This window comes from Bradyrhizobium genomosp. I (2014), from assembly GCF_000261685.1.
Classification (GTDB): domain Bacteria; phylum Pseudomonadota; class Alphaproteobacteria; order Rhizobiales; family Xanthobacteraceae; genus Bradyrhizobium.
On record NZ_AJQE01000292.1, the window covers coordinates 1 to 24,435 of the forward strand.

The 24,435-nt window shown below is 63.6% G+C and carries 23 protein-coding genes and 1 tRNA gene; 18 read left to right on the plus strand and 6 right to left on the minus strand.

Going from position 1 to position 24,435, the window contains the following annotated elements:
• The 3 genes from IC50_RS27155 to IC50_RS27165 all read left to right on the plus strand — a co-directional run.
• Positions 1 to 1,155, plus strand: a 1,155-nt coding sequence (locus IC50_RS27155; protein WP_035711927.1) for an alpha-amylase family glycosyl hydrolase, incomplete at its 5' end; no start/stop codon positions are given.
• A 141-nt stretch (positions 1,156 to 1,296) separates the two neighbouring features.
• The gene (locus tag IC50_RS27160; protein ID WP_035711930.1) at positions 1,297 to 1,476 is read left to right on the plus strand and encodes a CsbD family protein; all 180 of its coding nucleotides are present in this window, start codon (positions 1,297 to 1,299) and stop codon (positions 1,474 to 1,476) included.
• A gap of 153 nt (positions 1,477 to 1,629) precedes the next feature.
• Positions 1,630 to 2,412 carry a Crp/Fnr family transcriptional regulator gene (locus IC50_RS27165; protein ID WP_050991126.1) on the plus strand — a complete coding sequence of 261 codons (783 nt, stop codon included), beginning with the start codon at positions 1,630 to 1,632 and terminating at the stop codon, positions 2,410 to 2,412.
• A 6-nt stretch (positions 2,413 to 2,418) separates the two neighbouring features.
• On the opposite strand, the gene IC50_RS27170 is transcribed toward IC50_RS27165, so the two are convergent.
• A complete protein-coding gene (locus IC50_RS27170) occupies positions 2,419 to 3,306 on the minus strand; it encodes a hypothetical protein (RefSeq protein ID WP_050991127.1) in 888 nt (295 codons plus the stop codon).
• Between the two features lie 38 nt (positions 3,307 to 3,344).
• Complete coding sequence (locus tag IC50_RS27175) at positions 3,345 to 3,632, minus strand: hypothetical protein (RefSeq protein ID WP_035711933.1); 288 nt, start codon at positions 3,630 to 3,632, stop codon at positions 3,345 to 3,347.
• Between the two features lie 333 nt (positions 3,633 to 3,965).
• Here IC50_RS27175 and IC50_RS27180 point away from each other — a divergent pair, with 333 nt between their 5' ends.
• From IC50_RS27180 to IC50_RS27250, 15 genes are all read left to right on the plus strand, one after another.
• Positions 3,966 to 5,066: an inositol-3-phosphate synthase gene (locus IC50_RS27180; RefSeq protein WP_035711934.1), complete on the plus strand. Its 1,101-nt coding sequence runs from the start codon at positions 3,966 to 3,968 to the stop codon at positions 5,064 to 5,066.
• Entirely contained in the window at positions 5,066 to 5,662 is a 597-nt protein-coding gene (locus IC50_RS27185; protein WP_035711937.1) for a histidine phosphatase family protein, read from the plus strand. Before IC50_RS27180 ends, IC50_RS27185 begins: the two co-directional genes overlap by 1 nt.
• Positions 5,659 to 6,762 (plus strand): CgeB family protein, encoded by a 1,104-nt coding sequence (locus tag IC50_RS27190; protein WP_035711939.1) that lies wholly within the window; start codon positions 5,659 to 5,661, stop codon positions 6,760 to 6,762. The genes IC50_RS27185 and IC50_RS27190 overlap by 4 nt, the downstream gene beginning before the upstream one ends.
• Position 6,763: 1 nt before the next feature.
• Positions 6,764 to 7,573 carry a sugar phosphate nucleotidyltransferase gene (locus IC50_RS27195; protein WP_035711941.1) on the plus strand — a complete coding sequence of 270 codons (810 nt, stop codon included), beginning with the start codon at positions 6,764 to 6,766 and terminating at the stop codon, positions 7,571 to 7,573.
• A complete protein-coding gene (locus IC50_RS27200) occupies positions 7,570 to 8,334 on the plus strand; it encodes a TIGR04290 family methyltransferase (RefSeq protein ID WP_035711944.1) in 765 nt (254 codons plus the stop codon). Before IC50_RS27195 ends, IC50_RS27200 begins: the two co-directional genes overlap by 4 nt.
• Positions 8,334 to 9,287, plus strand: a complete 954-nt coding sequence (locus tag IC50_RS27205; protein ID WP_035711946.1) for a beta-xylosidase — start codon at positions 8,334 to 8,336, stop codon at positions 9,285 to 9,287. Before IC50_RS27200 ends, IC50_RS27205 begins: the two co-directional genes overlap by 1 nt.
• On the plus strand, positions 9,275 to 10,480 hold the full coding sequence (locus IC50_RS27210) for a phosphopentomutase (RefSeq protein WP_035711948.1): 1,206 nt from the start codon (positions 9,275 to 9,277) through the stop codon (positions 10,478 to 10,480). The genes IC50_RS27205 and IC50_RS27210 overlap by 13 nt, the downstream gene beginning before the upstream one ends.
• 210 nt (positions 10,481 to 10,690) lie before the next feature.
• Positions 10,691 to 11,803, plus strand: coding sequence for an NAD-dependent epimerase/dehydratase family protein (locus tag IC50_RS27215; RefSeq protein ID WP_035711951.1), 1,113 nt, complete (start codon positions 10,691 to 10,693; stop codon positions 11,801 to 11,803).
• Positions 11,803 to 12,867, plus strand: coding sequence for an NAD-dependent epimerase/dehydratase family protein (locus tag IC50_RS27220; protein ID WP_035711953.1), 1,065 nt, complete (start codon positions 11,803 to 11,805; stop codon positions 12,865 to 12,867). Before IC50_RS27215 ends, IC50_RS27220 begins: the two co-directional genes overlap by 1 nt.
• The gene (locus IC50_RS27225) at positions 12,864 to 14,150 is read left to right on the plus strand and encodes a TIGR04295 family B12-binding domain-containing radical SAM protein (RefSeq protein WP_035711954.1); all 1,287 of its coding nucleotides are present in this window, start codon (positions 12,864 to 12,866) and stop codon (positions 14,148 to 14,150) included. The genes IC50_RS27220 and IC50_RS27225 overlap by 4 nt, the downstream gene beginning before the upstream one ends.
• Complete coding sequence (locus IC50_RS27230; protein ID WP_035711957.1) at positions 14,147 to 15,259, plus strand: glycosyltransferase family 4 protein; 1,113 nt, start codon at positions 14,147 to 14,149, stop codon at positions 15,257 to 15,259. Before IC50_RS27225 ends, IC50_RS27230 begins: the two co-directional genes overlap by 4 nt.
• Positions 15,256 to 16,386, plus strand: a complete 1,131-nt coding sequence (locus tag IC50_RS27235) for a CgeB family protein (RefSeq protein ID WP_035711960.1) — start codon at positions 15,256 to 15,258, stop codon at positions 16,384 to 16,386. Before IC50_RS27230 ends, IC50_RS27235 begins: the two co-directional genes overlap by 4 nt.
• A complete protein-coding gene (locus tag IC50_RS27240) occupies positions 16,383 to 17,471 on the plus strand; it encodes a CgeB family protein (RefSeq protein ID WP_035711963.1) in 1,089 nt (362 codons plus the stop codon). Before IC50_RS27235 ends, IC50_RS27240 begins: the two co-directional genes overlap by 4 nt.
• Positions 17,468 to 18,592, plus strand: coding sequence for a CgeB family protein (locus tag IC50_RS27245; RefSeq protein ID WP_035711966.1), 1,125 nt, complete (start codon positions 17,468 to 17,470; stop codon positions 18,590 to 18,592). Before IC50_RS27240 ends, IC50_RS27245 begins: the two co-directional genes overlap by 4 nt.
• A gap of 11 nt (positions 18,593 to 18,603) precedes the next feature.
• Positions 18,604 to 19,668: a UDP-glucuronic acid decarboxylase family protein gene (locus tag IC50_RS27250; protein WP_035711969.1), complete on the plus strand. Its 1,065-nt coding sequence runs from the start codon at positions 18,604 to 18,606 to the stop codon at positions 19,666 to 19,668.
• 433 nt (positions 19,669 to 20,101) lie between these two features.
• On the opposite strand, the gene IC50_RS27255 is transcribed toward IC50_RS27250, so the two are convergent.
• From IC50_RS27255 to IC50_RS27270, 4 genes are all read right to left on the minus strand, one after another.
• A tRNA-Lys gene (locus IC50_RS27255) sits at positions 20,102 to 20,177 on the minus strand.
• Positions 20,178 to 20,344: 167 nt separating this feature from the next.
• Positions 20,345 to 20,932, minus strand: a complete 588-nt coding sequence (locus IC50_RS27260; protein ID WP_035711971.1) for a Spy/CpxP family protein refolding chaperone — start codon at positions 20,930 to 20,932, stop codon at positions 20,345 to 20,347.
• A gap of 194 nt (positions 20,933 to 21,126) precedes the next feature.
• Positions 21,127 to 22,131 (minus strand): TRAP transporter substrate-binding protein, encoded by a 1,005-nt coding sequence (locus IC50_RS27265; protein WP_035711973.1) that lies wholly within the window; start codon positions 22,129 to 22,131, stop codon positions 21,127 to 21,129.
• A gap of 265 nt (positions 22,132 to 22,396) precedes the next feature.
• Entirely contained in the window at positions 22,397 to 23,959 is a 1,563-nt protein-coding gene (locus tag IC50_RS27270) for a 2-isopropylmalate synthase (protein ID WP_035711976.1), read from the minus strand.
• Positions 23,960 to 24,435: the final 476 nt, after the last annotated feature.

A 24,435-nucleotide genomic window follows, 5' to 3' on the forward strand; every position in this document is an offset into this window, starting at 1 on the left:
CGCTTCGGCGGCAGCGCATGGGAATGGTGCGAAGCTCGGCGGCAGTACTACTACCACTCATTCCTGGTCGAGCAGCCCGACCTCAACTGGCGCAATGCCGAGGTACACGCGGCCATGGCCGACGTCATGCGATTCTGGCTGGATCGAGGCGTCGACGGATTTCGTGTCGATGCCAGCGCCGTCCTAATCAAGGACGCGCATCTGCGCGACAATCCCCGGAATCCCGAGGCCGAGGGCAAACCACCACCGCAACGCCAGACGCCGGTGTTCACCGACGACCGGCCCGAAACAATGCACTGCATCGAGTTCATGCGTGGCGTCATCGACGAGTATCCCGGGCGGCTGCTGTGCGGTGAAGTCCAGGGCAAGACCGATCGCATCGGGCATTTCTACGGCACGGAGCGGCCGCGCTTGCACCTGCCTCTCAACTTTGCCTTGCTCGACACACCATGGGACGCGTTGTCGCTGCAAGCGGCAATTGACGCGTATTTCAACGCCCTGCCCGAACGAGCATGGCCGGTATGGGTGATCGGCGGTCACGACAAGCAGCGGGTCGCGAGCAAGATAGGCGAAGCGCAGATGCGCGTGCTGGCAATGCTCCTGATGACCTTGAAGGGCACGCCGTTCCTCTACATGGGCGACGAGATCGGCCGCAAGCGCGTCCCGATACCGCCCGATCGCATCCGCGATCCCTTCGAAAAGCTCGTGCCCGGCTTCGGCCTGTGCCGCGATCCCGAGCGAGCGCCAATGCGGTGGGACGCCAGCGTAAATGGCGGATTCACGAGCGGCGCCCCTTGGCTGCCGCTTGATCCGGAGGGTTCGGCCAATGTCACCGATCAGCAAAGCGACGAGCGGTCGACGTTGGCATTGTTCCGCGCATTGGTGGCAGTGCGGCGCGAACATGCCTGCCTTCGGCAAGGTCGCTACGAACCACTGCGATCGCAGAGCGACGTGCTTGCCTTCAGGCGCGTCGCGAACGGACAGGAGATGTTGGTCGCGCTCAACATCGCCGCCGAGCCACGCAAGTGGCATTGGCAAGGCAGCGGGCACCTGCTGTTGTCGACCGGTCTTGACCAAGCGCCGAGATCGCTGCCGGAGGCCTCGATCCTGCTTCGCGGCAATGAAGGTGTGATCATCACGCTGCAGCCCAGGTAAGAGCTCAGGAACCATTTACCGCACCGAGAGTCTCACCCACGCTTCCGGCATGCCCCATCACCGGAAGCGTGTTGGACGAAACCGCGCCCCGGCGTTTTCCCCCTTCAGGCGCCGGGGCAGCGGCGACTTCGGAGATCGGCAATGGGCAGAGCGAAAGATCTCAAGGAACGTATCGTCGGCAAGGCCAGGCAAACGCTGGGCGAGGTCATCGGCGACCAATCGCTGCACGAAGATGGCAAGGCCCAAGCGGCGCGTGGTCGCGATGAGCAGGACAGACCGAGAGAGATCAATCCGCTCAAAAAGCTCAACCAGCTAACTTAACTCCTTCGCCACGGGGCTCGGTTCGATGCCGGGAATATTGATCGACCTCCATTCAACCTCCATCCTCACAATCCGCTCGGATGTATCAAAGGCAAATGCGCGCCTCTTGCGACTTGCCCCAAGGTGCGCGAGTGACGAGCGATTGGACGACCAATGCAGACTGGATTTACTTTCTCCAAGCTCGCCGACCATCTGGCGAGCCTAGGTGAGCTAACTGCCGGCGACCTCGACATCTTGGCAGAGATGCCGAGCACGATCGCGCACTTCAGTTCACATCAGGCCATCCTGCGCCACGGCGACGATGGTCATCAATGCTGCCTGCTGCTCCAGGGCTATCTGTCCTGGCAGGACGCCGAGGGAACGGATGGGCAGATCACGTCGATCTCGGTTCCCGGTGACATCGCCGACCTACAGATGTTGTACAGGCCGCGCATCCAAGGCAACCTCATTGCGCTCGGCCCCGCCGTGGTCGCGCTGGTGCCGTATCGCTTCTTTCGCGAATTGTCGGTGCGCTCGCCTGCGATGTCGCGTACCTTGCTGCTGATGCTGCTTTGCGACCAGGCCATACAGCGCAACTGGACGATAAACCTCGGCAGTCGGGACGCCCTGACGCGGGTGGCACACCTGCTCTGCGAGATCACGACACGCCTGCAGAATGTCGGGCTCGCCAGGGATTTCAAGCTGGCTTCACCGTTCACCCAATCCGACCTCGCCGCGGCCTGCAGCATTTCCCCGGTCCATGCCAACCGCACCATCCAGGAACTGCGCCGCTGTAACCTGCTGCAATGGCAGGGCAAGACGTTGACGATCTCCGACTGGCCGGGACTGGTGCGACTGGCGCGCTTCGATCCCGCCTATCTCGGAATCCGGCCGCGGGACCAGGGTGTGCGATCAACGCCATTGGGACCAGCTAAAGGCGTCGCTGCGCTGGCCTGATGATGGTCACGCGTCTCTTGGCGCGGACTTAGCGCGCTGCACCAATGCTTCGCGCACCTCCGCGATCACGGCGCCCCAATCCCCGGCGGTCCTTTGATGAAATAGCCGGAGGCTCGGATACCAGAGCGAACGACACCCGGATGCGGGCCATCGCCAGTCGCAATCGGCATGCAACAGCACCCAGGCTTCGCATCCGAGTGCGCCTGCCAGATGTGCGATCATGGTATCGACGCAAATGACCAGGTCGAGCCGGCGGAGCAGATGGCCGAGCGCCGCGATGTCGGGCGTGCTGATGTCGCGCGCACCGGTCTGCGCGAGCTCTTCCTGGGCTACATCTGCCTGAAGCGAGTGAAGCACAACGCCGGGAGCTGCAAGGCGTCCCAACAAGCCGGGCGGAATTGCGCGCCGCTTGTCCCATTGACCGACCTCCCAGACCAGGCCGACAGCCAGGCCATCGCCATCGACGGATGCAATGCTTTTCGGCGGCAGCGTCAGATAGGGCGCGCGCATCTCGATCCGTTCTCGCCCGACCCTCAGCGCATGCGGAACCTCCATGATCTCGATATCCACCTCGAAGTCCGCCTCAGGCGTCCCCTCATGGAGCGCAAGCACACGATCCACGCCTCGCGTGCGCTCCACCAGCGGCAAGAGCCCAGCCTGGCACCACACCGTAACGCTGCGCGCGACGCCACGGAGAGGCTGCATGAAACGCAGGAACTGGAGCGTATCACCGAGCCCATGATAGCACCGGACGAGAACATGCTTGTCCGTGAGAGACTCCCCGCGCCAGATGCGCTGGAGATGCCGCGGGCCCGTGTGCTTGGCCGGATGCGACGCCGCCGCAAGATCACGGTCGTTGATGGTCCACGCGCGCGCAAAATCGCCCGCGCGCATTGCCTCCACCCAGTCGCCTGCCACGACCGGCAACCCGGCTAGCGGCGGACGAACTTGTGGAACCGGCTGAGCTTGCCATCCTTGGTCCGGTCCTGATGCAGAAATGCAATGCCCGCTTCGTCGAACTTATCGAAGAACTCGTCCCAGCCGATCCGGTCGAGCCCTTCATCCGGCGGATCGAAATCGATACGCAGGATGCCGGCATGTCCGTCTTCCTCGGTCGCTTTGACCGTCGCCGGCTGTCCGCCGCGCTGCTCCACCCATTTGCGGATCGCAGCGTGATCGGTGGTCTGCTCGGCTTCGCTGTTCTGGGTCTTGGACGTCATGTGACACCTCGCTCGTTGCAGGCCCGGCGCCGTCAGGGCGTCGCATCGGACCATCTGCGGTGAAACGCGGGTCGGGAAGATTTGTTCTTCACCGGCGCGAGGAGCTCGTGCACGCCGACCATCATCATCTTCTTCATCTTCAACCTGGATGATCTTCGTTCCGTACGCGCACCGGCAGATTCTATCCCAGGTTAAGCTTGCTGCATTTTCTTGCCGGGAATCGATCCACGCCGCCGGCACGGCATCCCCAGCGCAGGAACGAACATACCTTCCGGCACGTTCGCCGATCTACTTACGCCGATGCCCTTGCGTCCTTCCCGGAGGTTTTCGTCAATGCATTCCCGTCTTCAGGACAGGCGCCGGGTGCGCGTCGGTATCGTCGGTGTCGGCAACTGCGCAAGCTCCTTCGTCCAGGGTCTCACCTATTATCGAAATGCCAAGTCGAACGAGCCCGTTCCCGGCCTGATGAATGTCGATCTCGGCGGGTATCACATCAGCGATATCCAGATCGCGTCGGCTTTCGACGTCCACGCAGGCAAGGTCGGGCGCGATGTCGCCGATGCCATCTTTGCCAAGCCGAACAACACGCACCGCTTCGCAGACGTCGATCAGACCGGCGTGATCGTCCAGCGTGGCCCGGTCATGGACGGCATCGGGCACTATCTCGAGAATGATGTTCCGGTCGCCGACGGTCCGCAGGCTGACGTCTCGGAAGTGCTGGCCATGTCTCGAACCGATGTGCTGGTGTCCTACCTGCCCGTCGGCTCGCAGCGCGCAAGCGAATGGTACGCAGCGCGCGCGATCGAAGCCGGCTGCGGCTACGTCAATTGCATTCCCGTCTTCATCGCCTCCAATCCGGACTGGCGACGAAGGTTCGAAGAGGCGGGGCTCCCGATCGTCGGCGACGACATCAAGAGCCAGGTCGGCGCCACCATCCTGCATCGCGTGCTCGCCAATCTGTTTCGCGACCGCGGCGTGCGGCTGGACCGCACTTATCAGCTCAACGTCGGCGGCAACACCGATTTCAAGAATATGCTCGAACGCGAGCGATTGACCTCCAAGAAGATCTCCAAGACGCAGGCCGTCACCAGCCAGTTCGACGTACCGATGGACCCCGATAACATTCACGTCGGCCCGAGCGACCACGTCCCGTGGCTGACCGACCGCAAGCTCGCCTTCATCCGGCTCGAAGGCACGACCTTCGGTGGGGTGCCCTTGAGCGCCGAAGTCAAGCTCGAAGTGTGGGACTCCCCGAACTCGGCGGGCGTCGTGATCGACGCGGTCCGCTGCGCCAAGCTTGCCATGGATCGGGGCCAGGGCGGCGCCCTGACGGGTCCCTCCAGCTATTTCATGAAATCACCGCCGCAGCAGTTCACCGACGAGGAGGCGGGACGGCGGACCCGCGCCTTCATCGATGACAAGGTGTTCAGCTGATGACGAGGATCATTCATCTCGTGCGCCACGGTCACCATGCCTTGCTCGACCGCACGCTCTGCGGCCGGATGAGCGGCGTCACCCTCGACGACATCGGCTGCGAGGAGATGACGCGCTGCGCCGCCAGACTAGGCCCCCGGCCGACGCTGATCCAGTCGAGCCCGCAGCGGCGCTGCATGCAATCGGCCAGCATCCTGGCCGCGCGCTTCGGACTGCCAATCGAGATCGTTCCTGCTCTCGACGAACTCGACTACGGCCAATGGACCGGCCGGTCTTTCGAGGAACTCCGTGAGGATCCGCAATGGTCGCGCTGGAACAGCCGTCGCGGCAGCACTCGCCCACCCGGAGGCGAGAGCATGCGCTCGCTCCAGACCCGCGTCGTCCGTCATCTGGAGCAACTGCGCTCAGATCCGCTTGCGGACTCGGTGATCGCAATCAGCCACGCCGAACCCATTCGCTCGGCGCTGTTGCATTACGCGCGCATGCGCCTCGACGACTTTCTTTCGATCACGGTCGATCCTTCGAGCGTCAGCACCCTCCGTGCCGATCGACGCGGATTCAGGATCATCGGCATCAATCAGCGGGTGCCGGCGTGAAAATCGTCATTTTCGGCCTGACCATCTCCTCGTCCTGGGGCAACGGCCACGCGACGCTGTGGCGCGGTCTCTGCAAGCATCTCACACGTCTCGGCCACACCGTCGTCTTCTACGAGCGCGACGTACCCTATTATGCAGGTGCCCGCGACTTCAATGAGTTGCCCGGTGGGCTGCTGCGGCTTTTTTCGAATTGGGAGGAGACCCGCTCCCTCGCCCGCAGTGACGTCACGGATGCAGATGTTGCGATCGTGACGTCCTACTGTCCCGACGCAATTGCGGCCACCGACCTGATCATGTCCGAAGGGCGCGCCATTCCCGTCTTCTATGATCTGGATACTCCGATCACGCTGGCGCGGCTTATGGCGGGTGAAGCTGTGCCTTATATCGGCGCGCGAGGTCTACGCGATTTCGCGCTCGTCCTCAGCTTCACCGGCGGACCTCGCGTCGTCCAGGAATTTCGGAACCGGCTCGGCGCCCGCAATATCCGTCCCCTGTACGGCCACGTCGATAGCGATGTTCATCGGCCGGTGCCGCTCGAGCCACACTATCGCGCGGATCTGTCCTATCTCGGGACCTACTCCGAAGACCGCCAGCGCGGGCTCGAGGCGCTCTTCGTCGAACCGGCGCGAGCCCGGCAGGACCTGCGCTTCCTGATCGGCGGAGCGCAATATCCTGACGACTTTCCATGGTCGCCCAACATCTACTTTGTGCGACATCTGCCCCCATCGGAGCACGCGCCATTTTTTGCGTCCTCTCGCCTGACCCTCAACGTCACGCGCAAGGCCATGGCGGAGATGGGCTGGTGCCCCTCCGGCCGTCTGTTCGAGGCGGCGGCCTGCGGAGTTCCGCTCCTGAGCGATGACTGGCCCGGCATCGAAGAGTTCTTCACACCTGACAGGGAGATCCTGATCGCCCGCGATGCACAGGACACTCTGGCCGCGTTGGCGCTGTCAAGCGCCGACCTCCAGTCCATCGCCAGGCGAGCCTACGAGCGTACGATGGATCAGCACACATCCGACAAACGTGCGCGCGAGCTGGTGGCGCTGCTGGAGCAGGGGGTCTCCGGCGGCGCTCGTCGACAGCAATCCGAGGAGGCCTGACATGTGGGGAATCGTTCCGGCTGCGGGCCGCGGCAGTCGTATCCAGCCGCTGGCTTTCTCCAAAGAGCTATTGCCCGTCGGAAGTCGGCGCGATGATGGCATCGAGCGTCCCTGCGCAGTCTCCGAATATCTGCTGGAGCGCCTGATCCTCGGCGGCGCGGACAAGATCTGCTTCGTGATCTCGCCGGGCAAGTCCGACATTCTCGAATATTTCGGCGATCACTACGGCAACGCCCAGCTCGCCTATGTCGTCCAGCCCGACGCCTCCGGCCTGTGCGACGCCGTCTTCAGGGCCGGCACCGTCGTCGGACATGACGAGGACGTCGTCGTCGGCCTGCCCGACACCGTCTGGTTTCCGAAAGCCGCTCTGCAGGCCCTGCCCGATGTGGACCTCTCATTCCTGCTCTTCCCCGTCGAGCGCCCGGAATTCTTCGACGCCGTCGTGCTCGATGGCGAGAGCGTGCGGGAGATCCAGGTCAAGCAGCCGAATCCGACATCGCGGTGGATCTGGGGCGCATTCCGAATGTCCGCGATCGGCTTTCGTGAATTGCACACGCTCTGGCACGAACGAAACCGACGCGACGAGTATTTTGGAACGCTGGTCAACGCCTATCTCCAGGGAGGCGGCCTCGGCATCGGTATCAAGGCAGGCGAATCCTATGTCGATGTCGGGACCGTCGACGGCTATCGCACCGCGATGGCTCTGCTCGCCGAGCGCACCGGCACAGACGGCCGGTCGCGGTTACGGGCCGGCGCCTCGTCCGATGAGGCTCGACCGACCCATGCAATGGAGAATGGAGCGACGGCATGACTGGAGCGCTGCTCACGCGTGAGGAAATCCGCAGGCGCGTCGACGCGCTCGGCCCGTGGTTCCACAACCTCGACCTCAACGGCGTGCCGACCGCACCGACCCACTTCCTCGGCGACTATCCCAATGTGAAATGGCGGCGCTTCTCGAGGATCATCCCGGACCGTCTCGAAGGCAAGTCCGTGCTCGATATCGGCTGCAACGCAGGCTTCTATGCCATGGAGATGAAGCGGCGAGGCGCCGAGCGCGTGCTCGGGCTCGACACCGACGAGGAGTACCTGGCGCAGGCGCGCTTCGCCGCGGAGGTGAACGGCCTCAGGATCGAATTCCGCAAGATGTCAGCCTATGATGTCGGACAGCTCCGCGAAAAGTTCGATCTCGTGATCTTCATGGGCGTGCTCTACCATCTGCGCCATCCGCTGCTGGCGCTGGATCTCATCCACGAGCACGTCGCCAAGGATCTCCTGCTGTTCCAGTCGATGCAGCGCGGCGCCAGCCATGTCGACGCGATCGACGCAAACTACGATTTCTGGACCACCGACCAGTTCGATTCCGCCGGCTATCCCAGGCTGCACTTCATCGAGCACAAATATGCCGACGATCCCACCAATTGGTGGGTGCCGAACCGGGCCTGCGTCGAGGCCATGCTGCGCAGCGCCGGCTTTGCCATCGTCGCGCATCCGGAAGAAGAAGTCTATCTCTGCAAGCGAACGGAACGGCCGCAGATCGACGGACCCGTCTATCCATCCCGGAGCACCAGCTGATGATCGAGGCCGCCAAGATCTGGAACGAGCCGAACAACAAGTCGCATTGGGATCTCCTGATCGATCCGGACTGGGCGATGTTCGCAAACCTTGCGACCGCGGCCGGCAAGGCGATTCGCAGTACGCGGCCCGCACTGCCTATCGTCCTCGGTGGCATCTCGCCGATCGATCCATCCTTCATGGGCAACATGCAAAGCCGCGGCGTGCTCGACCATTTCGACGCGGTCGCCGTGCACGGCTTTCCGCTCGACTGGAACCTGTGGCAGATCGGCGAGTGGCCCGCCAAGCTCGAGGACATCAAAGCTGTCACTACCCTGCCCGTGTGGGTAACCGAGGTCGGCATCTCCTCCTTCGGTGCCGAAGAGGTGCAAGCCTGGGGCCTGTCGCGCACCGCCGAACTGCTGATTGACCGTGCTCCGCGTATCCATTGGTACAGTCTCTATGATCTTCCCTCGGCCTGGGAAGCAACAACGCGGCATAAGGAAGCCGAAGGCTCATCCTACTACAGGCATTTCCACATGGGTCTCCTGCGCGAGGACGGCACGCCCAAGGTCGCCGCCGATCAGTTCGGCGCCTATGCGCCCGCCATGGGCCTGTGCCAGTGGTTCCATTTCGAGGATCACCGCCTGCACGACGCGGTGCATTGGATGCGCCGTCTCGGCGTCGCTCATCTGCGGACCGGTCTGTCATGGGCCGACAGCTTCCGCCCGAATGCGCTCGACTGGTTCGACCGCCAGATGGAGACCTTGGCAGAGTTCCAGGTTACGGTCACGTTCTGCTTCACGCCCGAACATCGGGGCATCGCGCCGCATCACACCAGCCCGCCGCTCGACGTCAACGAATTTGCCGATTTCTGCGCGGCGATGGTCGATCGCTACTGCACGAGAACGGGTCTAGCGTCCCTCCCAGCCTCGGCCGATCCACCCATCAGAGAGCCAACATGCGTGCCCTGATCCTGGTGATGGATTCCGTCGGCATCGGCGGCGCGCCGGATGCTGCCCGCTACGATGACGAAGGCGCCGACACCGTCGGTCACATCGCGGAAGCCTGCATGGCCGGCCGCGCCGACAGCGGCGCACGCGAGGGTCCGCTCCGGCTCCCCAATCTCGTGGCGCTGGGCCTCGGGGAGACCTGCTGCCTCGCCACGGGGCGCATACCACCGGGGCTGGACGGTGAGGCGCCATATCGGCAATTCGGATGCGCCAGCGAGATTTCCAAAGGCAAGGACACGCCTTCGGGCCACTGGGAGATCGCCGGGGTACCCGTTCCGTTCGACTGGGGCTATTTCCCGCGAACGACGCCGTGCTTTCCCGCGGGTTTGACAAAGGCCTTCTGCGAGCAAACCGGAGTGCCGGGAATCCTCGGAAACTGCCACGCCTCGGGGACCGAGATCATTGCCGAGTGCGGCGAGCGTCACATGCAGACGGGGATGCCGATCTGCTACACGTCCGCTGATAGCGTGTTCCAAATCGCCGCGCATGAGCAGACCTTCGGCCTCGAACATCTCTATGAGATCTGCGCGACGGCAAGACGGCTACTCGATCCCCTCAATATCGGCCGCGTGATCGCGCGGCCGTTCATCGGAACAGGCGCGAGCGACTTCAAGCGGACCGCCCATCGTCGCGACTTTTCCGTACCCCCGCCCGGGATGACTATCCTCGATCTCGCCGCGAGTGAAGGGCGTGACATCGTGACAATCGGCAAGATCGACGACATCTTCGCCCATCGCGCGACCGGGCGAAACTTGCGCGGAGACGGCAACATGGCGCTGTTCGACGCCACGCTGAAAGGGCTGGCGACCCTGGCGGATGGAGGACTGCTGTTCGCCAACTTCATCGATTTCGACACGCTTTACGGCCATCGCCGCGACGTCAGCGGCTATGCCGCAGCACTCGAAGCCTTCGATAACCGCCTTCCCGAGCTCATGTCCCGTCTGCGAAGCGACGACCTTCTGATCATGACGGCCGATCATGGCTGCGATCCGACCTGGAGCGGCACCGATCACACCCGCGAGCAGGTGCCCATCCTGGCCTGGTCCGCGCGATCATCTTCGTCCATCGGCCAGCGCATTGGCTTCGCCGACATCGGCGCGACCGCGGCAAGGCATCTCGATCTGCCGACCGCCCTTCACGGCGTGCACTTCTAGGCCGCAACGGCGCGCCGATTCACTTGGGTTATTGATCCAGGTTAGAGAAATATTCGTTTGTACAATTTCGAGGAACGAACATTCCTTGCATCGCTTCTGACTCCAAACGTGACCGGCGCGCAGGTCGTCCGACCACTCAGAAAGCGCGCTTCACCAGACATCATCGATCGATCTCGACCGGATCGGTCATGCGGTTGTACGGAGCGGTGAATGACGCGGGTATTGATCACAGGGGGCGCCGGCTTCATCGGCTCACATGCGACGGATGTGCTGCTCGCCGCCGGCTACGAGGTTCGTCTGCTCGACAATCTCTCGCCGCAGGTGCACGGCGGCAACCGCCAGCGCCCGTCTTATCTCGCCGACGATGCCGAACTCGTCGTTGGTGACGTGACCGACAGTGGTGCCGTTGAGCATGCCCTGCGCGGCGCCGACATGGTGCTGCACCTTGCGTCCGCGGTAGGCGTCGGCCAGAGCATGTACGACATCGAGCCCTACGTTCGAACGAACGAACTCGGCACCGCCGTCCTCCTCCAGGCGCTGTCCAGGCGCCCGGTCGCGCGGCTGGTGGTCGCCTCCTCCATGAGCATCTATGGCGAGGGACTCTATCGCAGGTCCGATCAAAGCGTCGTCGCCTGCGACGAACGATCGATCGAGCAGCTTCGCCGTGGCGAATGGGAGTTGCGCGACATCACGGGCGATTGCCTCGAGCCGCTTCCTACGCCGGAGACAAAGCTGCCCTCGCTCAGCTCGGTCTATGCGTTGAACAAGTTCGCGCAGGAGCGCCTGTGTTTGATCACGGGCAAGGCTTACGGCATCCCGACCGTGGCGCTGCGCTTCTTCAACGTCTTTGGTCCCCGTCAGGCCCTGTCGAATCCCTATACCGGCGTGCTCGCCATCTTCGCCGCACGGCTCCTCAACGGGCGTTCCCCGCTCGTGTTCGAGAACGGCGAGCAGCGGCGCGATTTCGTTCACGTGCATGATGTCGCCCGCGCCTGCCGCATCGCGCTGGAAGCCGAGCATGCGCACGACGTCTTCAACGTCGGCTCGGGCCGGAGCCGGAGCATCCTGTCGGTAGCCGAAGATCTCGCCGATGTCATGGGGCGAGGCGACATCGCGCCCGAGATCACGCGAAAATACCGCGCCGGCGACATCAGGCACTGCTTCGCCGATATCGGCAAATCGCGCGATCTGCTGGGTTTCGAGCCGCACGTCACCTTCAAGGACGGTCTCGAGGAGCTTGCTGGCTATCTCGCAGGGCAGATCGCGGACGACCAGGCCGAGCGGGCGACCCAGGAATTGCTGCAGCGAGGATTGGTTGCGTGATGAATGAGCGAGACAACAGGCCCGTTCTGATCACCGGTGGCTGCGGCTTCATCGGCTGCAACCTGGCCGACCGGCTGGCGGAGCGCGGCGAGCCCGTGCTGGTGCTGGACAATCTGGCCCGTGCCGGCGTGCGCGAGAACGCGCAATGGCTGAAGTCCAGGCATGGCGACCTCGTCAGCATTGCGGTGGCCGACATTCGCGAGCCGATTCCCGTGATCGACGCCGTGCGCGAGGCCCGTGCCGTGCTGCATCTGGCGGCCCAGGTCGCCGTCACCGACAGCCTCAGCGACCCGGCAGCCGATTTCGAGATCAACGCACGTGGTACCCTGAACGTCCTCGAAGCGGTCCGGCTGCACAACAGCACCGCGCCGGTCATTTTTGCCTCCACCAACAAGGTCTATGGCCGCCTGATCGAGGACAGCGAGATCGCACTCACCGGCCGCCGTTATATGCCCACCAGCCCCCTGCTGGCGGACGGCATCTCCGAGAACGCTCCGCTCGATTTCTACAGTCCGTATGGCTGCTCCAAGGGAACTGCGGACCAGTACGTCCACGATTATGCACGGGTCTACGGCCTTCAGACCGTTGTGATGCGCATGAGCTGCATCTACGGACCGCGCCAGTTCGGCACCGAGGACCAGGGCTGGATCGCGCATTTCCTGCTGAGCGCGATCCGTGGCAAGCCACTCACGATCTACGGCGACGGCCATCAAGTTCGCGACGCCTTGCATGTGTCCGATGCGGCCACAGCCTGGCTCGCAGTGCTCGACCGGATCGCGCTCGCGCGCGGGCGGGTCTTCAATCTCGGCGGCGGCCCGGCTAACGCGGTCAGCCTGCGGGAGCTCATCGACCACATCGCCGAACTTACGGGTCGCGAGCTCGCCTACGGTTTCGCCGATTGGCGCCCAGGCGATCAGCCGTGGTACGTCACTGACACGCGCGCGCTATCGACGGCACTCGGATGGGCGCCGCAGGTTTCAGTCGCCGAGGGCCTTCGCTCGCTGCACACCTGGTTGGACAGCCGTTTCGGAGCAGCTCACGGCAGCCGCGAGGCTCTCGCATGACACGCATCGCCCTGATCAACCCGAATTGGGATTTCGGCGGCAGCATCTATTTCGGCTGCCGATCTCCCCACCTTCCGCTCGAGCTCGGGATCTCCGCGCATTACCTGAAGGCGGGCGGGCATCGGACGCTGCTGCTCGACGCACACATGTTCGATCTGTCGTTTGGGGACATAGAAGCCGAGCTGCGCGCATTCGGCCCCGACCTGATCGTCATCACAACGGCTCCGACTTACCTGTTCTGGCGCTGTGCACCACCTGAACTGCGCGTTCCGCAGGAGCTTGCACTGGCCATGCGGGACCTTGCACCGACCCTGGTTGCGGTCGGGCCCCACGGCTCGACGACGCCGCGGGCGGCTCTCAGCAAGCTCGCCGTCGACATCGTCGTGATGGGCGAGTGCGAGGCATCCCTGTTGCGCTTGGCAAATGGGCAGCGCGATTTTCCAGGCCTGTGCTTTGCAGAAGGCGTTTCGGTCCGGGTCAACGGCGGCCCGCAGGCCGTGGACTTCAGAGATCAGCCGGTGCTCGATTGGCCGGATGAAATGATCCGGCGTCATCATCACCATCATCACCGTTTCGAGGCTGATCCGGCCGGCCCTGGCGCAGAGGTCGAAGCGTCGCGGGGATGTCCATACAATTGCACATTCTGCGCCAAGGAGAATTTCCGCAACACCTATCGCAAGCGGCCACCCGCTGTCATTCTTGACGAGATTGATCGCCTGCGCGGACAAGGCGTCGAATATGTCTACTTCATCGACGAGATCTTCCTGCCGACCCCCGAACTGCTTGACGGACTGAGCACGCGGGGCCTCAAGTTCGGCGTGCAGACGCGCATCGATTTGTGGAAGCCGGACATGCTTGCTTTGCTCGGCCGCGCCGGCTGCGTCTCGATCGAGGCGGGAATCGAGAGCCTCACCGTCGAAGGACGCGCCGCGCTCGCCAAGAACTGCAGGATGACCACCGACCAGCTTGCCGACCGCCTGGTCGAAGCTCGCCGGCACGTTCCGTTCGTGCAGGCCAATTTGATCGAGGTGCCCGAAGACGACGATCCCGTCGTGCAGCGCTGGCGGAGCAAGATGCAGAATGCCGGCATTTGGGCCAACGATCCGGTCCCCCTCTACCCCTATCCCGGCTCGCCTGATTACCGAAAGCTCTGGGGCGAGGCGGACGATTCCGCCTGGGAGCGCGCGCACCGGCATTACCTCGGGATGTTCGATCAGTTCAGCGACGTGCAGAACGACCGCCCCGTCCCGCTCGAGGCCCTCGAACATCCGGCGGCGTCATGAGCGGATATACGGATATCAGGGTATTGATGACGACCGACACCGTCGGCGGCGTATGGACCTATTCCTGCACCCTCGCTTCGAGCCTTGCCGCCACAGGTGTCGATGTCACTCTCGCGACGGTGGGGCCGCCCGCGCGCACCGATCAACGCGAGATGCTGGGCGACTCGCAAGTCGACCTCGTCGAAACCGACCTTGCTCTCGAATGGCAAGACCCTGAAGGCCGCGACCTGCCCAAGGCAAGACGCGCCCTCCTCGGTCTCGAAGCCCGCTTCAAGCCCGATATCGTCCACCTCAACAGTTTTCGCGAAGCAACCTTGCCGTGGCGCGCGCCGGCTATGGTGGTGGCGCACTCCTGCGTCAATTCGTGGGCGCTGGCCTGCCGCGATACGTCGTGGCTCGGCGAGCCCCGCTGGGTCCGTTATACCGAACGGGTCGCCGCAGCGCTAAACGGCACGCAGGCCTGGGTGTGCCCGAGCCAATCCTTCCACGACGACATCGTAGGAATCTATCATCCCCGCTCGCCCGGAGCCGTGATCTGGAACGGGATGGCTGCTGGAACTCCGCCAGGTCGAAAGCGAGAGCTCATCTTCGCAGCCGGCCGGCTCTGGGATCGTGCCAAGAACATCGAAGTTCTGTCGGCAGCTGCACCTGGCCTGGACTGGCCGGTCCAGATCGCGGGCCCTGCCAATGCGGATGCATCAACGGGGGTCACCTGGCTCGGACAATTGCCGCACAGTGCCTTGTGTGGACACCTCGAGCACGCGGCAATCTTCGTGAGCCCGGCGCTGTACGAGCCGTTCGGCCTCTCGGTTCTGGAGGCCGCTGCCGCCGGGTGCGCGCTCGTGCTGTCGGACATTCCGACGTTCAGGGAGTTATGGACCGGCGCTGCGCTGTTCTTCGATCCACGCGATGGTCAGGCGTTGCACCAAACCCTCGCCGGACTCTGCGCCGATGACTCCGGAAGAACCCGTCTGCAACGCGCCGCCTATGAGCACTCTCTGACCTATTCGCTCGCGCGCGCGACCAACGCCTATCTGAAGCTCTACGAGGAGCTTCTCGCGCCCAATCGGGCAACCTCACAGTTGGGCGAGATCGAGGTGCGCGCATGAAATGCGTCCTGCTCTATCACGCGTTCACCTCCTGCTGGAACAACGGCAACGCGCACTTCCTGCGCGGCTATGCCCGTGAGCTGCGTGCACTCGGACATGAGGTCGTCGTGTTCGAGCCGATCGACGGCTGGAGCCGGCTGAATGCCATCCGTGAGGCCGGCAGCCAAGCCTTGCAAGACGTCGGCCAGCTTTTCCCGGGCATCTCCATCCGCCGCTATGACGCCTCGCTTGATTTCGACGAAGCCCTCGATGGAGCCGATCTCGTCGTCGTGCATGAGTGGAATTCGCCTGACGTGATCGAAAAGATCGGGCACAAGCGCGCCCACGGTGCTCCCTTCACACTGCTGTTCCACGACACCCATCATCGCGCGGTGACCGCGCCCGACGAGCTCGCGCAGTTCGATCTCGACGCATTCGACGGCGTGCTCGCGTTCGGAGAAGTCCTGCGCCAGATCTACGCGAAGCTCGGCTGGGGCGATCGGGCCTATACATGGCACGAGGGTGCCGATGTCGCGATGTATCGCCCTTTGCCGAATGTCGAGCACACCGACGATCTGGTCTGGATCGGCAATTGGGGTGACGGAGAACGTAGCGCCGAGCTCGGCGAATTTCTCGTCGACCCGGTCGCCGAGCTGAAGCTGTGCGCAAGCGTCTATGGCGTGCGTTATTCCGGTACGGCCCTTCAGACCATTCGGGCCGCGGGCATCCGCCACGGAGGCTGGCTGCCGGCACATTGGGCGCCGGTCGCCTTCGCCGGCGCCCGCGCGACCATCCATGTTCCGCGAGGGCCCTATGTACGGTCGCTTCCGGGAATCCCGACCATCCGCGTGTTCGAGGCGCTCGCCTGCGGAGTTCCCTTGGTGTCGGCCCCGTGGTCCGACGCGGAAGGCCTGTTTCCGGATGGCGCTTATCTCAAGGCGGCGAATGGAACAGAGATGAAGCGCGCGCTCCGCGCCGTTCTCGACGATCAAGCGCTGTCTTCCGCCATGATCGAGACCGGCCTTCGGGCGATCCGCGAGCGTCACACCTGTCGTCATCGCGCCCAACAGCTGGTCGACATCGCTGCGGACATCCGCACGTCAGCCTCATCGTCGCGACCGCTGCGGTACATCGGAGCCTCCGCATGAAGATCTGTTTCTTCGGATCCAGCCTCGTCTCGTCCTACTGGAACGGTGCCGCCACCTACTACCGCGGCATGCTCAAGCAGATTGCGGCGCTCGGACACGACATTACATTCTTCGAGCCCGACGCCTTCGAGCGGCAGGCCCATCGCGACATCGCCGATCCCGACTGGGCCAAGGTGGTCGTCTACCCGGCGACGGCCGACGGCTGGCGCGGCTCGCTCGAGGCGGCCGCGCGATCGGCCGATATGCTGATCAAGGCCAGCGGCGTCGGCGTCTTCGATACCGAGCTGGAGCTTGCTGTGGCGGCCCTGCCCGCCAAGACTATGCGGATCTACTGGGACGTCGATGCTCCCGCCACGCTCGAAGCCATGGCAAGCGACCCCAAGCATCATCTACGGCGCGCGGTTTCCTCCTACGACATGGTCCTGACCTACGGCGGCGGCGATGGCGTCGTATCGGCCTACCGCGCGAATGGTGCGCGCGATTGCGTGCCGATCTACAACGCGCTCGATCCCGAAACGCATTTTCCGTCTCCGCTCAAACAGAGCTTCGCCTGCGATCTCAGCCTGCTGGCAAATCGCCTGCCCGATCGTGAGCAGCGCGTCGAACACTTCTTTCTCGACGTCGCACGCGAGCTGCCGGACAAGAGTTTCGTCCTCGGCGGCTCCGGCTGGGAGACCAAGGACACGGTGAGCAACGTCCGGAAGATCGGGCATGTCGGAACCGGTGAGCACAATGCATTCTTCGGCTCTGGCCTTGCCACGCTCAATGTCAATCGCGACAGCATGGCGCGCTACGGTTTCTCGCCGCCGACGCGGGTCTTCGAAGCGATCGGGGCCGGTGCCTGCCTGATCACCGACCAATGGGACGGCATCGATCACTTCCTCGAGCCGGATCGCGAGGTGCTGGTGGCGTCGAATGGAGTCGAGGTCGCCAGCCATCTCGGCGCGCTCAGCATCGATCGCGCCGCTGCGATTGCAAGGCGTGCCCGCGCTCGCATCCTGAGCCAACACACCTATCGGCATCGCGCCCGCCAGTTCAACCAAATCTTTGTCGGAAGCAGCTCGCGCATCGAGGCAGCGGAATGACTCTCAGCATCGTCGTCGTCGGTCTCTCGGTCACATCATCGTGGGGCAATGGTCACGCCACGACCTATCGCGCCCTGATCGAGGCCCTGGCGCGACGAGGCCACCGAGTCACCTTCCTGGAGCGCGACACTGCCTGGTATCGCGAGCATCGCGATCTCACAAAGCCGCCGTCGTGGACGGTCGAGCTCTACCAGTCGCTGAAGGATCTCCCCCGCCGCTTCGGAAAAATGATCCAGGACGCCGACCTCATCATCATCGGGTCCTATGTACCGGATGGCATTGCCATCTCCGAATGGATCACAAGCCATGCGCGCGGAATCACCGCCTTCTACGACATCGACACCCCGGTAACGCTGGCGCGGCTCGACCAGGGCCTCGATTACTTGTCCGCCGCGATGATCCCGCGATTCGACCTCTATCTGTCCTTCGCCGGCGGTCCCGTGCCGCAGATGATCGAGCAGCGCTACGGCAGCCCGCTGGCACGGACTCTCTACTGTAGCGCCGACACCGACACGTACGCACCGCAACCGGCGCAAACGAAATGGACGCTCGGCTATCTCGGGACCTACAGCGAGGATCGGCAACCCGTCCTCGAACAATTGCTGCTCTCCCCGGCGCGGACATTGCCTTCGGAGCAGTTCGCCGTCGCGGGCGCGCAATATCCTGCGCACATCGCCTGGCCTGACAATGTCATGCGTATCGAGCACCTCGCGCCCAAGCAGCATCCGGCGTTCTACGCGGGACAGCGGTTCACCCTGAATGCGACGCGCGCCGACATGCGTGCGCTAGGCTTCTCACCGAGCGTCCGGTTGTTCGAGGCAGCCGCCTGCGGTACGCCCGTGATTTCCGACCGATGGCCGGGCATAGAGACGATCTTCGAACCGTCGCGAGAAATCCTGCTGGCTTCGACGGCGCGCGATGTCATCGAGATCCTGCGCGACCTGCCCGAGGAACGCCGACGCTCGATCGCAGAGAGCGCGCGCCGGCGCGTTCTGAGCGATCACACCGCCGATCATCGGGCCCGCCAGCTGGAAGCCTATTATGCCGAAGCCACCGCGCGGCGCCGCCGCAAATCCGTGCGGATTCCCGCCGGCCGGCCTGTTCAGGTCGCCGACCTCTGAAGGTGCTTGCCATGACACTGCAAACCCGTATCCCTACGCTTCCCCGCTTGCCGACCGTTCTGATCGCCGGCGGAGCCGGCTTTATCGGCTCGCATCTCTGCGATTCGCTCCTGCAGCGCGGCAACGCCGTGATTTGCCTTGACAATCTGTTCACGGGCAGCATCGACAATATCAGGCCGCTGCTGAACCATCCAAATTTCCGCTTCATCGAGCATGACGTACGCGAGGAGATCGAGATCGGCGCCGAGATCGACCGGATCTACAGCCTCGCCTGCCCCGCCTCGCCCCGGCACTACCAGAAGGATCCGGTCGGCACGATGAAGACGTGCGTCCTCGGCACCATCAACCTGCTCGAGCTCGCGTGCCGGAAGGGTGCTCGCGTCCTGCAAGCCTCCACCAGCGAAGTCTACGGCGATCCCGAGGTGCATCCACAGCCGGAATCCTATCTCGGCAACGTCAACCCGATCGGGCCGCGGGCCTGCTACGACGAGGGCAAGCGCGCTGCCGAAACGCTGATGTTCGACTATCACCGCATGTACGGGACAGAGATCAAGGTCGCGCGCATCTTCAACACCTATGGCCCGCGCATGCTGGAGAACGACGGCCGCGTCGTCTCGAATTTCATCGTGCAGGCGCTCCGCGGCAAGCCGATCACGATATATGGCGGGGGCACGCAGACGAGGAGCTTCTGCTTCGTCGATGATCTCGTGCGGGGCCTCCAACTGCTGATGGAGAGTTCAGCTTCCGTGACCGGCCCCTGCAATCTCGGCAATCCGCACGAGGTCACCATCGAGGCCATAGCGCGCGAGGTCCTGACATACACGGAATCGGCCTCGCCTCTCCGCTTCGAGGCGCTGCCGAAGGACGATCCAAAACGCCGCAAGCCCGTCATCGACACCGCCGCCCGCCTGTTGGGGTGGCGCCCTCGCGTCGCACTGCGGGACGGTCTTCAGGCCACGATCGCCTATTTCGCGTTGCGCATCGCAGGTGAGTCAATGCCGCTGGTGCCGGCTCTCGCGTCGCGAAAGAAAGGTCCGGCGCGCGGCTTGCTCAAGATCGCAGATCAAGACCAATGACCTGCTCGTTGGATCGACGCAATATTAGTGACCGTTTGAGAAATGGGCAGCTCACGGTCTCGCCAACCAAGCCGTTGATTTGGTGGGCGCCCCGGGGGTCGAATCTCGGACCCGCTGATTCTGAGGCGTGTGTTTGGCAGGAAGATCAAAGGCCGACGCGACCAATCGGGTTCTGGTTCTGCAGCACCCGATACCCGGCGGCGGGCCGAACCGATTGTCCGTTTTGCTCGCCCTAATATCCCATTCTACGACGAGCACGTCGTTGACCTGTGCCATCGAACCTGAGCGCTGTATGAAATCGGGGAAGATGAAAGAAGGAAACATCGCACAGCAATCTGTCCGTGCAATATCATTCACAAGAAACGTCGCACGATACCCGTTTTGTTCTCAAGCGAACATCCGGCGAAGCGACTTGCAAACCAAGGACTTTAAATGGTGGGCGCACCAGGGCTCGAACCTGGGACCCGCTGATTAAGAGTCAGCTGCTCTACCAACTGAGCTATGCGCCCGAAAGGCGGTCAATGCCTTGCGAGGCCGGTCGTTTAGCAAAGCGATCCGGGGATGGCAAGCGATGGGACGCAAGTTTTCCAAGGCTTCGTCCACGAGCCCCCAAATGCGAAAAGCCGCTGGATTCCAGCGGCTTCGCGGAGGTCAATGGCTCAGCAACCCGGCCCGCTCAGAGCCGTCCCTCGCGGTCCCGGTCCGGACCGCCGTCACGGTCGAAATGGTCGCCCCGGAAGTGGTCCATGCCCCGCTCCATCATGCGGTCCATGAAATGGCGGTACCGCGGGCCGTCTTCGCCGCCGCCGAACGGGCCGCGGTGGCGGGTCAGCACGGCGAGGCGCCGTTTCTGGCCCTCGTCCAGTGTCTTGTAGAGCGGATCGGCGGCATCGGCGATCTTTTTCAGGGCTGCGGAGCTGGCGCCCATGTCCTCGGCGCGCTGGCGCAGGCGGGCGACCGGATCTTCCGGCTTGTCGGCGTCACCGGAACCCGCGTTCATCCGCGCATTGGCCCGATCGATGCGCAGCTTGGCGAACTCCCGCACGGCGGCCTCGACCGGAGGCCACAGCTTCTCCTGATCGGCGTTGAGCTTCAGCCCGGCATGGACGGCGGCGATCCGCGCGTCGACGAAGGCGGCGCGGTCCTCGGGGTTCACGCGCATGTGGCGGACGTGCTCCATCCATGGACGATGATATTGGGCATAGACCGCGCCCGAGCCGGCGATGCTGAGCACGGCGATGGCTGCGATGGTGAACTTCTTCATACGGACCTCCTCTGGAAGGATGCCCCGAGGATGAGCGCGGCGCGGCTGGGGCGCAACTTACAACTTGGACAGGGAGCGTCCTGTCACGAAGATGTAGCGGCAGATTTTACCTTCCAGCCGCAATCGGAAATCATTTGCAGCAAAAAGGCTTCCGTGCGGACCGCACGGAAGCCTTCGTTCATCGTCCGTCGGGATCAGTTCGTCGTGCTCTTCGCTTCCTTCAGGAACTCGTCGATCAGCGGCTGGCCGACGCGGCCCGCGGCGTCCTTGTAGACCGGCTCCATCGCCTTGCGCATCGCCTCGTTCTGCTCCGCGGTAAGCTTGATGATCTCGCTCTTGCCGCTCTTCTTGATCTCTGCGAGCGCGTCGTCATTCTCCTTCTGCGACTGCGCGTTGCCGAATTCGGTGGCTTCCTTCATCGCCTTGGTGAGCTGGTCGCGGATGTCGGCCGGCAGATCGTCCCAGAACTTCTTGTTCACGATCACGACGTAGCCGATATAGCCGTGATTGGTCTCGGTGATGTACTTCTGCACCTCGTGCATCTTCTGGGTATAGATGTTCGACCAGGTGTTCTCCTGACCGTCGACCACGCCGGTCTGCAGCGCCTGGTAGACTTCCGAGAACGCCATCACCTGCGGCAGCGAGCCGAGCGCCTTGAACTGGGCCTGAAGCACGCGCGAGGACTGGATGCGGAACTTGACGCCCTGATAGTCGGCGGGCGTGATCAGCTTCTTGTTGGCGCTCATCTGCTTGAAGCCGTTGTCCCAATAGGCAAGGCCGGTGATGCCCTTGGCATCCAGCAGCTTGAGCAGCTTCGTGCCGAGCGGCCCTTCCGTCACCTTCCGCAGCGTCTTCAGGTCGGGCAGGATGTAGGGCAGATCGAACACCTCGAACTCGCGGATGCCGAGCGGTCCGAACTTGGAGTTGGACGGGGCCAGCATCTGCACGCTGCCGAGCTGCAGCGCCTCGAGCTCTTCCTTGTCCTTGTACAGCGTCGAGTTCGGGTAGACCTCGACCTTGACCTTGCCGGCGGTGTACTTCTCGGCCAGCTCCTTGAACTTCTCCGCCGCCTTGCCCTTCGGCGTGTCGGTAGCGACGACATGGCTGAATTTGATGATGATCGGCGATTGGGCCGATGCCGGCCCGGCCAGCCCGAGTGCCAATGCCGCGATGGACGCGGCGATCGCGAAGGTGCGCATAATCTCTCCCTGTTGTTATCTAAGCCGCCCGGCGCGCGGGCGGCCCGTCCTCATGCCGACAGCATCCATACAGGCCGCCGGACTGCGCTGCTATTGGCCGTTAGCAGGGCAGCTATTCGCCGCAACCAGCGCCGTCATTCCGGGATGGTCCGAAGGACCAGACCTCAGGTGCGCAATTGCGCACTGGAGAATCTCGAGATTCTCAGGTGCGCAATACGCACCTTAGTTCTCGCTTCGCGAGCCCCGGAATGACAAGCTTCGCTTGTCAGCTCGCCGCCGCCGTCGTCACGGTATCGCGCTGGCGCTTCATGACGATCTTGTTGAGCGCGCCGAGATAGGCCTTGGCCGAGGCCACCAGCGTATCCGGATCCGCCGCGCGCGCGGTCATCGAGCGACCGTCCTGCGACAGGCGCACCGAGACCTCGGCCTGCGCGTCGGTACCTTCGGTGACGGCGTGGACCTGATACAGCTCCAGCTTGGCCTCGTGCGGCACCAGGCGCTTGATGCAGTTGAACACCGCGTCCACCGGACCGTTGCCCTCGGCCTCCTCGATCCTGATCTGGCCATCGACGTCCAGCTTCATGGTCGCGCGCTGCGGGCCGTGGGTGCCGGCGATCACGGTCAGCGAGGTCAGCTTGATGCGGTCGTGGGACGCCGCCATCTCCTCGTCGACCAATGCCTCGATGTCCTCGTCGTAGATGTCCTTCTTGCGGTCGGCCAGCGCCTTCATCCGCGTGAACGCATCCTCCAGCTGGTTCGGGCCGAGCTTGTAGCCCATCTCCTCCAGCTTGTGCACGAAGGCATGGCGGCCGGAATGCTTGCCGAGCACCAGTGAGGACTGCTTCAGGCCCACCATCTCCGGCCGCATGATCTCGTAGGTGGAAGCATCCTTCAGCACGCCATCCTGGTGGATGCCGCTCTCGTGCGCGAAGGCATTCCGGCCGACGATGGCCTTGTTGTACTGCACCGGAAACGAGGTTGCCGCCGATACCAGCTTCGAGGCGCGGGTCAGCTGGGTGGTGTCGATCCTGTTCCAGTAGGGGAATTTGTCGTTGCGCACGTTGATCGCCATCACGATCTCTTCGAGCGCGGCGTTACCGGCGCGCTCGCCGATGCCGTTGATGGTGCACTCGACCTGACGCGCGCCGCCGACGATGCCGGCCAGCGAGTTCGCCACCGCCATGCCGAGGTCGTTATGGCAGTGCACGGAGAAGATGGCCTTGTCCGAATTCGGCACGCGCTCGATCAGCGTCTTCATGAAGTGGGTATATTCCTCCGGCACCGTGTAACCGACGGTGTCGGGGATGTTCACCGTGGTGGCGCCGGCCTTGATCACGGCCTCGACGATGCGGCACAGAAAATCCATCTCGCTGCGGGTGCCGTCCTCGGCCGACCATTCCACATCGTCGATCTGGTTGCGGGCGCGGGCGACCATGGCGACCGAGGTCTCGAGCACTTCTTCCGGCGTCTTGTTCAACTTCACCCGCATGTGCAGCGGCGAGGTCGCGATCACGGTGTGAACGCGGCCGCGCTTGGCGAATTTCACGGCTTCGGCGCAGCGGTCGATGTCGGCCGGATGGGCGCGCGACAGGCCGGCGATGACCGAATTCTTGGAGCGGCGGGCGATCTCGCTCACCGCCTCGAAGTCACCCTGCGAGGTGATCGGGAAGCCGGCCTCGATGACGTCGACCCCCATATCGTCCAGCAGCTCGGCGACCTCAAGCTTCTCCTCGAAGGTCATGGTGGCGCCGGGGCACTGCTCGCCGTCGCGCAGCGTGGTGTCGAAAATGATGACGCGGTCCTTCTCGGACTTGTTCTGCGTGGCCATTCCTAGAATTCCTTTTGAGCGTTTGCGCCGTTCAGACCGTTTCGTCCCTTGGCGCTTGAGGTGTCCGGTGATCTCGACCAACCCCTGAGCGCCCAGGCGCATGGCGCCCAGCCGGCCCTCAGGGGCAAGTAAGAAGAAGGCCGCCAATAAGGAGGGTGGGCAGCAAGGCGGCCGGGATCGTGGCGGCGGCCCGAGCCACCTCCCCCGAAATCCCCTCGATTTGGCCGCGAATCAGCATTGCCAGACCCTTTGAGCCCCGAAATCCTCGGCGAAAACCGTTGACGGTTGGTTGCCGGGAGGCTCGCGACCCGTTTTTAGACGAGAAATGGCGGTAACTGCAACGCCAAAAGATGGGTCAAGGAGGCTGACCTGGTTGCAGGGGGACATTGCGTCGCTCCCGATTCACATTTCCGAATTGCAGCCACAGCTTTTCCTTCCCGCGGCGCCTCGCGCCCGAGTCTTGCGCTTCGTCTTGC

What these genes read in the sequence shown, in the direction of transcription:
- IC50_RS27170 (WP_050991127.1), bottom strand. Translation starts at nt 3,306, where the DNA reads ATGCGCGCGGGCGATTTTGCGCGCGCGTGGACCATCAACGACCGTGAT.
- IC50_RS27205 (WP_035711946.1), top strand. Translation starts at nt 8,334, where the DNA reads ATGATCGAGGCCGCCAAGATCTGGAACGAGCCGAACAACAAGTCGCAT.
- IC50_RS27160 (WP_035711930.1), top strand. Translation starts at nt 1,297, where the DNA reads ATGGGCAGAGCGAAAGATCTCAAGGAACGTATCGTCGGCAAGGCCAGG.
- IC50_RS27235 (WP_035711960.1), top strand. Translation starts at nt 15,256, where the DNA reads ATGAAATGCGTCCTGCTCTATCACGCGTTCACCTCCTGCTGGAACAAC.
- IC50_RS27260 (WP_035711971.1), bottom strand. Translation starts at nt 20,932, where the DNA reads ATGAAGAAGTTCACCATCGCAGCCATCGCCGTGCTCAGCATCGCCGGC.
- IC50_RS27200 (WP_035711944.1), top strand. Translation starts at nt 7,570, where the DNA reads ATGACTGGAGCGCTGCTCACGCGTGAGGAAATCCGCAGGCGCGTCGAC.
- IC50_RS27195 (WP_035711941.1), top strand. Translation starts at nt 6,764, where the DNA reads ATGTGGGGAATCGTTCCGGCTGCGGGCCGCGGCAGTCGTATCCAGCCG.
- IC50_RS27250 (WP_035711969.1), top strand. Translation starts at nt 18,604, where the DNA reads ATGACACTGCAAACCCGTATCCCTACGCTTCCCCGCTTGCCGACCGTT.
- IC50_RS27220 (WP_035711953.1), top strand. Translation starts at nt 11,803, where the DNA reads ATGAATGAGCGAGACAACAGGCCCGTTCTGATCACCGGTGGCTGCGGC.
- IC50_RS27165 (WP_050991126.1), top strand. Translation starts at nt 1,630, where the DNA reads ATGCAGACTGGATTTACTTTCTCCAAGCTCGCCGACCATCTGGCGAGC.
- IC50_RS27230 (WP_035711957.1), top strand. Translation starts at nt 14,147, where the DNA reads ATGAGCGGATATACGGATATCAGGGTATTGATGACGACCGACACCGTC.
- IC50_RS27270 (WP_035711976.1), bottom strand. Translation starts at nt 23,959, where the DNA reads ATGGCCACGCAGAACAAGTCCGAGAAGGACCGCGTCATCATTTTCGAC.
- IC50_RS27265 (WP_035711973.1), bottom strand. Translation starts at nt 22,131, where the DNA reads ATGCGCACCTTCGCGATCGCCGCGTCCATCGCGGCATTGGCACTCGGG.
- IC50_RS27245 (WP_035711966.1), top strand. Translation starts at nt 17,468, where the DNA reads ATGACTCTCAGCATCGTCGTCGTCGGTCTCTCGGTCACATCATCGTGG.
- IC50_RS27185 (WP_035711937.1), top strand. Translation starts at nt 5,066, where the DNA reads ATGACGAGGATCATTCATCTCGTGCGCCACGGTCACCATGCCTTGCTC.
- IC50_RS27225 (WP_035711954.1), top strand. Translation starts at nt 12,864, where the DNA reads ATGACACGCATCGCCCTGATCAACCCGAATTGGGATTTCGGCGGCAGC.
- IC50_RS27180 (WP_035711934.1), top strand. Translation starts at nt 3,966, where the DNA reads ATGCATTCCCGTCTTCAGGACAGGCGCCGGGTGCGCGTCGGTATCGTC.
- IC50_RS27240 (WP_035711963.1), top strand. Translation starts at nt 16,383, where the DNA reads ATGAAGATCTGTTTCTTCGGATCCAGCCTCGTCTCGTCCTACTGGAAC.
- IC50_RS27210 (WP_035711948.1), top strand. Translation starts at nt 9,275, where the DNA reads ATGCGTGCCCTGATCCTGGTGATGGATTCCGTCGGCATCGGCGGCGCG.
- IC50_RS27175 (WP_035711933.1), bottom strand. Translation starts at nt 3,632, where the DNA reads ATGACGTCCAAGACCCAGAACAGCGAAGCCGAGCAGACCACCGATCAC.
- IC50_RS27215 (WP_035711951.1), top strand. Translation starts at nt 10,691, where the DNA reads ATGACGCGGGTATTGATCACAGGGGGCGCCGGCTTCATCGGCTCACAT.